Annotated in this window: 6 protein-coding genes; 5 read left to right on the forward strand and 1 reads right to left on the reverse strand. The window is 48.6% G+C overall.

The window, feature by feature from the left end:
* The first annotated feature begins 67 nt into the window (after nucleotides 1-67).
* The 3 genes from VFS25_RS15460 to VFS25_RS15470 all read left to right on the forward strand — a co-directional run bounded on the left by VFS25_RS15460 (nucleotide 68) and on the right by VFS25_RS15470 (nucleotide 3,765).
* Nucleotides 68-1,339 carry a WcaI family glycosyltransferase gene (locus tag VFS25_RS15460; protein WP_326463068.1) on the forward strand — a complete coding sequence of 424 codons (1,272 nt, stop codon included), beginning with the start codon at nucleotides 68-70 and terminating at the stop codon, nucleotides 1,337-1,339.
* Nucleotides 1,340-1,397: 58 nt separating this feature from the next.
* Complete coding sequence (locus VFS25_RS15465) at nucleotides 1,398-2,783, forward strand: undecaprenyl-phosphate glucose phosphotransferase (protein ID WP_326463069.1); 1,386 nt, start codon at nucleotides 1,398-1,400, stop codon at nucleotides 2,781-2,783.
* 232 nt (nucleotides 2,784-3,015) lie between these two features.
* Entirely contained in the window at nucleotides 3,016-3,765 is a 750-nt protein-coding gene (locus VFS25_RS15470; RefSeq protein WP_326463070.1) for a hypothetical protein, read from the forward strand.
* A gap of 93 nt (nucleotides 3,766-3,858) precedes the next feature.
* On the opposite strand, the gene VFS25_RS15475 is transcribed toward VFS25_RS15470, so the two are convergent.
* Complete coding sequence (locus tag VFS25_RS15475) at nucleotides 3,859-5,301, reverse strand: capsule assembly Wzi family protein (protein WP_326463071.1); 1,443 nt, start codon at nucleotides 5,299-5,301, stop codon at nucleotides 3,859-3,861.
* A 203-nt stretch (nucleotides 5,302-5,504) separates the two neighbouring features.
* On the opposite strand from VFS25_RS15475, the gene VFS25_RS15480 reads away from it, so the two are divergent.
* Nucleotides 5,505-6,062, forward strand: coding sequence for an NADPH-dependent FMN reductase (locus tag VFS25_RS15480; RefSeq protein WP_326463072.1), 558 nt, complete (start codon nucleotides 5,505-5,507; stop codon nucleotides 6,060-6,062).
* An 81-nt stretch (nucleotides 6,063-6,143) separates the two neighbouring features.
* The coding region (locus VFS25_RS15485; protein ID WP_326463073.1) for an AraC family ligand binding domain-containing protein at nucleotides 6,144-6,797 on the forward strand (654 nt) is incomplete at its 3' end.

Below are 6,797 nucleotides of genomic sequence, written 5' to 3' on the forward strand. Positions count from 1 at the left end.
TTGTTGGTTGGAATAGAGATGAATACAGCATAGAGAATATAAACACTGATAATTTTTAGTAATGGATATGGGAAAACGTGTACTGCTTATTGGAGGAAATTTTGCACCGGAACCTACGGGCATTGGTAAATATAACGGGGAAATGATGCAATGGCTGACTGCTAACGGGTACGACTGTACGGTAATTACCTCCTATCCCTATTACCCGCAGTGGAAGGTGCAATCGCCGTACGACAAAGGAAAGTCGTGGTATAAAAAAGAGAAACTGTCTGTAACAACTACGCTGAACGGCACCGCGCAGCTGCAGGAGCTGAAGATACACCGCTGCCCGCAGTATGTGCCGGCCGCCCCTTCCGGCGCTAAAAGAATGCTGCTGGATTTTTCCTTTGCCCTTTCGGCCTTTTTCAAAGTAATGCAGCTGCTGCCTGGTAAAAAGTTTGATGTGGTGATTGCCGTAGTACCGCCTTTTCACCTGGGCCTGCTGGCCATTTTATACAAAAAGCTGCGGGGCGCCAAATTCATGTACCATATACAGGACATGCAGATAGAAGCGGCCCGTGACCTGAACATGATAAAATCCAAAGCGCTGGTAAAAATGCTGTTTGGAATAGAGCGGTACATTTTTAAGCAGGCCGATATTGTAAGCAGCATTTCAGACGGTATGATACGCAGAATACAGGAAAAGGCAGGCAAGGAGATATTCTTTTTCCCCAACTGGGTAGATGTAACCTTGTTTTACCCGCTGGATGACAAGGCAGCGCTGAAACAGGAGTTTGGCTTTGCGCCTACAGATAAAATTGTCCTGTACTCTGGCGCTATTGGCGAAAAGCAGGGGCTGGAAGCCATTTTACATGCGGCCAAAACCTTTACCAACCGGCCGGAGCTGAAGTTCCTGATCTGCGGGTCCGGGCCGTATAAAGCCAGGCTGGAAGCACAGGCTGCTGCCATGGGGCTGCAGCAAGTGATCTTTTTCCCGCTGCAGCCGGTTGAAAAGTTTAACCGGTTTCTGAACATGGCCGATGTGCACCTGGTTATACAAAAGGCCAATGCCAGCGACCTGGTAATGCCTTCCAAACTCACCACCATACTGGCGGTGGGCGGGCTGGCGCTTATTACCGCCAATCCCGGCAGCAGCCTGTACGAGCTGGTGAACCGTTACAACATGGGCGTGCTGGTGAATGCAGAAGACCAGGAAGCGCTGAATGCAGGCATGCACCAGGCCATAGACCATGCGGATGCCGCTGCCATTAAACAGCATGCGCGTGAATATGCGGCTACTTATTTATCCATAAGCAAAATAATGTCCCGCTTTGAAGAGGCGGTAGTGAATGCCAACTAACAGCAGTATATGAGGATGCACCATCCTTATTACGCATAACCTTGACAACCTTCTTTATATGTTAGACCGATATCTCAAAATCAGCAGCATTCAGATTGTGGTGCTGGATTTTATAGGACTGAACGGGATCTTTTATCTCGTAAGGTTCTGGCTGCGGCAAAGCGGCGTACCTATACATATTGATGTTGACACTTTTTTGCTGGGCGCCAATATTGCCTGGATGATAGCCCTGTACACTACCGGTATTTATTTTGCCAGCCAGCAGCTGTCGTATGAGCGCATAGCGCGGAAAACATTGAACGGCATTTTCCTGTTCCTGTTAATGCTGCTGGCCTACCTGTTCCTGAACAAGCTGCTGTACTCGCGCATTTTTGTGATCCTGTACTGCTCCCTGTTTGTGCTCACGGTGCTGATAGACCGTTTCCTGTTTTACCTGGTTACCAACTATATACTGCGCAGCAAAGCCATACAAAAGAAGGTGGTGATACTGGGTTATAACGACGTGTCCAAACGCCTGGTGGATAGTTTCCTGGATGTAAAAAGCAACCTGCAGTTTGAAGGGTTTTTTGAAGAGTACAGCAAGGTGCACGAGCTTTCCTACTACCCGGTGATCGGTAACCTGGAGGAATGTGTGCCATACGCCAAGACCAATAATATACAGGAAATCTACTCCACATTGTCGCCGGAGCAGTTCCCCTACCTGTACACGCTGGCGCATGAGGCGGAAAAACATTTTATCCGTTTCCGTTTTGTGCCCGACTTCCGCATGTTTGTAAACCGGCAGATATATGTTGATTACTTTAATAACATTCCCATTATATCCCTGCGGTCAGAACCGCTGGATGACATTGCCAACCGCATCCGCAAGCGTATTTTTGATATTGTGGTAAGCGGGCTGGTAACCTTGTTTATATTAAGCTGGCTGATACCGTTGCTGGCGCTGCTGATATGGCTGGAGTCCAAAGGTCCCATCTTTTTCATACAGCACCGTACGGGCCGTAACAACCAAACCTTCCGCTGCCTGAAGCTGCGCAGCATGAAGGTGAATAAGGATGCAAATGAAAAACAGGCGTCCCGCAACGACAACCGCTTTACCAGGGTGGGCCGCATTTTGCGCAAAACCAATCTCGATGAAATGCCGCAGTTCCTGAACGTGCTGCTGGGCGATATGTCTATTGTAGGGCCGCGCCCGCATATGCTGCGCCATACGGAGGAATACTCCCGCATTATACAGCAGTACATGGTGCGCCACTTCCTGAAGCCCGGTATTACCGGCTGGGCGCAGGTGAATGGTTTCCGGGGTGAAATTACAGAAGAACACCAGCTGAGAAAACGTATAGAGCACGATATATGGTACATGGAAAACTGGTCGGTGTACCTGGATTTACGCATTATGTTCATGACGGTAATGAATACAGTGCGGGGCGATAAAAATGCCTTCTGATCGGAGAAACGCCTTGTTATAAGTAGTAAAAAGCGGGTAGATAAACCTAAAAAACATTATATTGTACTGGTTTCAGTAATGTCATCTTTTTAAAAAGATGCACAACTTGCAATACAATAAAACGGGAAGATTATTGTTTATATTCTGATACAAAAGCGGGATCCATAGTAAAAGCAACCCTTTAATCATCTAAGACCATTTAACATTGGGCACACGAAATCCGGGTTTCACAATGAAAGCTTCATCCTTAAATCGCTTTGATCTGTTAGGAAGCAGGGGCCTGATAGAAGATATTTTTCATGAGCTGAAATCTATCCTCTCCAGCATTCTGTCGAGTGTAGAGCTGATAGAGCTTTACGGCGGCAACAGCGGCAACGGGTTACAGGGCGAAAAGGCAACCAGCGGAAAAATAACACGGCAGGCAGGAGCCATTAAATCGCAGGTGATAGAGTTGGAATTCCAGCTGCAAAATGTGAGGATCATTCAACATATCCTGAACAAATCATTTGAACCCAAGAAAAACCTGACAAGCATTGTTTTTTTCCTGCGCAACTTTATACATGACGAACCGTATGACACGTTATTCGGATCTGCAGTGGAAGTAGAAATGAACAAGGAGCATGCGGATGCGTATATAGACGAGTTCCTGATAAGGCAGCTGGTGCTGAACATCTTTTTCTGGATGATGAAAAACTCCCCCACTAACCAGTCGCCGGGGCTGCGTTTTGTTTTTGAGGAAGATCACTTCGAGATCAACGGCAGTTTTTCCGCCAATGCGGCCAGCTATTTCTTTTCGTCTTATGCAGAACCGTACGATAACGGCAAGCTGCATTTTGATACGGAAATGCTGAACCAGCGTATTTATTACCTGATCTCCTACATTGTGGAGCTGCATGAAGGCAGCCTGAATGTAATGGTAGAGGGAGAAAAGAACGTGGAGATTTTGGTGAAAATTCCGTACCGGCCGGCGTATACGCTGTAGGCTAGGCATGTAAAATGTAAAATTTCAAATGTAAAATATCAAACGCTAAATGTAAAAGTAAGGGCGGTGTTTTATAAAGCACCGCCCTTACTTTTACATTCCCCTGAACTGCCACGTGACCCCCAGCAGGGCGCCCGCATTATCGGTTAGCTCACCCCAGTCCAGCGCCAGGCCAACATGTATCAGCAGCGGCAGGTCAGGCAGCTGGTAGCTGAACTCCTGCAGGCCGTAAAACTCATACCTGGAAGGAGCGAATACGCCGGCCTGTATGTCGCCGTAATTTTGCGTAAACGTTAAGCGGGTTTTTGCATACAAGGCGCGGCCAATCGTGTACATTAGCCCCAGGTGGCCGCCTACCACGCGGTTATTTACAATGTTCCGGCCTTTGCCTTTAAACGAGTCTACAGGTGCGCTCCAGTTAAACGGCTCAATATGGCCCGGGAAATATTCACTGGCCTTTTTACGGTCTATGAACAGGGGCGTGCCTATAATGCGGTCCTGGTATTCCCAACCGGTAAGGTAAATGCCGTTGTTGTAATAGCTTTCCCGGACATGCGACACATAAAAATCGTTCATCTGCTTGGTGTACAGGAATTCGCCTACCACTTTCTGCAGCCAGGCGCCTTCACGCTTGTTGGTGTAGGCAAGTCCCCAAAGGCGGTCTATATTACGGATGTCAATACCCTGGCCGGTTTCAAAAGGCATTTGCATATAAGCATGCAGGCCGGTAACATCGTTGTCCCAGTCAATAGTGCCTTCTACAATGCCGCGGTGGTCGCCCACACGGTTAGGCAGGTAGTTGCCGGCCACGGTGCCGTCGTTAGCTTCTTTGGCCAGCAGCACGTTCCAGAATGCGCTGAACGATTTATCTATTTTCGCCACGCCTTCGCGTCCGCCGCCCCATACGGCAAAGTGGGCAACACCTGCGCCTACCTTCAGCTTTTTCTTACCTACGCGTATGTACAGGTTTTTCTGGTGCAGCCAGCTATTGCGTATAAACTGGTCATGGTTGCCCATCCAGCCATGGCTGATCATTGCTTTAAACTGCACCCAGCCATTGGTGTAGGGAACGTTTGTATAATTGGTTATAGCCAGGCCAATTTGCGGTATGGGCAGCGCATTGCCGCTAATGCCCAGGGAGCCGCTGGAAAGGTCTTTATCCACTTCTCCAATGATCTCGTTATAGCGGCCGGCGCGCAGCTCCAGGTTTTTATAGCCGGCTTTTATATATCCCTGCTGAAAGAACACCTTTCCGAAATGATCATTATTATTCAGGTAAGCGCCGTATTTGATATAGAACTGTTTATTGTTGCCCAGCACATGCATATTGCTGAAACCTACCTGGGTAGAGAGGTCCGCCTTACGGTCGGTAATGGCGCCAAAGCGTTGTGAAGTGATCCATAAAGGCTGATAATCTTTGGTGGCGAAAGTGCCGGTAGTGCTTACTTGAATGAGTAATGAATCTGAGAACTGTGCATGCACCAACGGGATTTGCAGGCACAGTAAAACAGTCAGCAAAGTGATGGGCCGTTTCATAACTTTAATCCGGTTTTTCAATATCTGTAATATAGGCGCTTGTTAAAGATTGCTTGTGAAATTGCTCCGCATGAAAAGCCTATAGCGTGTAACATACAACAGCAATTTAACGGGGATTTACAGCATTTAAATTACTCGAATAAGTACAATCAGTTAAATGCAGTATTACGTCAAAATCCGCTTTGCTATTTATCTTTGGCGGCATGAACACCATGCCACCGTATCATGTGCTGGCCATTTCCGGCAGCACAAGAAAAAATTCCGCCAACCTGCAGCTGCTGAAAGCCTTTGCCGCCATGGCGGCGGGCCGGCTGAATGTAGAGATTTACCAGGCTATTGATACTTTACCGCATTTTAATCCCGACCTGGATGTAACACCGGCGCCGCCGGCCGTGCAAGCTTTCCGGGATAAAATAAAGGCGGCGGCCGGCGTAGTGATCTGCACGCCGGAATATGTGTTTACCTTACCGGGCAGCTTAAAAAATGCCCTGGAATGGATGGTGTCAACCACTATTTTCTCCGGCAAACCGGTAGCGCTCATCACGGCATCGGCCATGGGCGATAAGGCGCATGAGGCCCTGCAGCTGGTAATGAAAACCATTGAAGCCCGTTTTACAGCAGCTACCCGGCTGCTGGTTCGCGGTGTAAAGGGTAAGGTGGATGATGGCGGCAACATTACCGACGCTGCTACCCGGGCCGCGGTGGCCGGCCTGGTAAGCGCATTTGCCGGGCTTATCAGCAGTAATCAATCCAATCAGTAAAAAGTGCCATAAGAACCCTGTTCAATCCCACAGGGTCGTTTTCTCCTTTTGTACCTTTGTGCCGTACAAAATAAACCGCACATGCCCAGAACCAGGATACCGGTATATGACATTTACAGCATCATTCCCGGTCATACGCAGCACGATCTGCTGATAGAACGCCTGGGGCCGTATGTGCAGGAACACCAGCATTTGCACAGCCAGCACGGGCATTCTTTTTATCACCTGGTGCTGTTCACCGCCGGAAGCGGCAGGCATACCATTGACTTTACACACTTTACCGTACAGCCGTACCAGGTATACTTCATGATACCGGGGCAGGTGCACAGCTGGCATTTTGAGGGAGCGGTAGATGGCTACCTGGTGCACTTTTCACCGGCCTTTTTCCAGTCGTTCCTGAATGATCAGCAGTACCTGCAGCGTTTTGATTTTTTCAAAGGCGATGCAGCAGCCGCAGTGCTGAAAATACCGGCGCCGCTGCGCGAAACAGTACTGCAGCTGTTTGAGCAGATGCTGGCCGAGCTGGAAAAACCAAAAGAAGGCGGGCTGGATATGATACGTATGTACCTGCTGCAGTTTTTCATACAGCTGGAGCGCAGCAGCACCAAAGGCGTACAGCATCATATACCGCTGCAAAAACAGCTGTTGCTGAATAATTTTCAGCTGCTGATTAACCAGCATTACAACACCATTCGCCTGCCGAAAGAGTATGCAGAGCTGCTGTACATAACGCCT

This window comes from Chitinophaga sp., from assembly GCF_035761305.1.
Taxonomy (GTDB): Bacteria; Bacteroidota; Bacteroidia; order Chitinophagales; family Chitinophagaceae; genus Chitinophaga.